Consider the following 1,161-nt stretch of genomic DNA (forward strand, 5'->3'; position numbering starts at 1 on the left):
GAAGCCTGGCGATTCCGCTCGGTAGCCTTGCGCTCCCGTTGGGGAGCCTGGCCCTGCCGGTCCTCGGTAGCGTCGGTGCTCTCGGCAGTGCCGGCGACGGCGGCAGCACCGGTGGCACGGATGCTGGCAGCGGTGACTTCGAACTCGGCGGCCTGTTGACGGGCAGCCTCGGTGACGCGGGTTCGAGTGGCGGGAACGGCAGCGAGGGTGGAACCGACGCCGGTAGCTCGGAACTTCCTGCCGGTAGCTCCGATCTGGGCAGCCTGGGTGATCTGCTGACCGGCAGCCTCGGCGATGCGGGTGCAGATGCTGGTTCGAGCGGTGGCACCGGTAGTGACGGTGGCGCCGACGCGGGTAGTTCCGATCTGACCGCCGGTAGCGGTGATCTCGATCTGGGTAGCGTCGCGCTCCCGGCGTTGGGAAGCCTGGCGATTCCGCTCGGCAGCCTTGCGCTTCCGTTGGGGAGCCTGGCTCTGGGTAGTGCCGGTGCTCTCGGCAGTGCCGGAGACGGCGGCAGCACCGGTGACACGGATGCGGGTAGTTCCGATCCGGCTGCGGGTAGCGGTGATTTCGAACTCGGCGGCCTGTTGACGGGCAGCCTCGGTGACGCCGGTTCGAGTGGCGGGAACGGCAGCGAGGGTGGAACCGACGCCGGTAGCTCCGAGCTTCCTGCCGGCAGCTCCGATCTGACCACCGGCAGCGGTGACTTGGATCTGGGTAGCGTCGCGCTTCCGGCACTGGGCAGCCTGGCGATTCCGCTCGGTAGCCTTGCGCTCCCGTTGGGGAGCCTGGCCCTGCCGGTCCTCGGTAGCGTCGGTGCTCTCGGCAGTGCCGGCGACGGCGGCAGCACCGGTGGCACGGATGCTGGCAGCGGTGACTTCGAACTCGGCGGCCTGTTGACGGGCAGCCTCGGTGACGCCGGTTCGAGTGGCGGGAACGGCAGCGAGGGTGGAACCGACGCCGGTAGCTCGGAACTTCCCGCCGGCAGCTCCGATCTGGGCAGCCTGGGTGATCTGCTGACCGGCAGCCTCGGCGATGCGGGTGCAGATGCCGGTTCGAGCGGTGGCACCGGTAGTGACGGTGGCACCGACGCGGGTAGTTCCGATCTGACCGCCGGCAGTGGTGACTTGGATTTGGGTAGCGTCGCGCTCCCGGCTCTGG

At 69.4% G+C, this 1,161-nt stretch carries 1 pseudogene; it reads left to right on the top strand.

Annotated features, from left to right (window positions below):
• Nucleotides 1-38 precede the first annotated feature (38 nt).
• Nucleotides 39-1,161, top strand: a pseudogene (locus E0497_RS18205) (hypothetical protein); the annotation flags it as partial.

Source organism: Prescottella subtropica (genome assembly GCF_005434945.1).
GTDB classification, from domain to species: Bacteria; Actinomycetota; Actinomycetes; order Mycobacteriales; family Mycobacteriaceae; genus Prescottella; species Prescottella subtropica.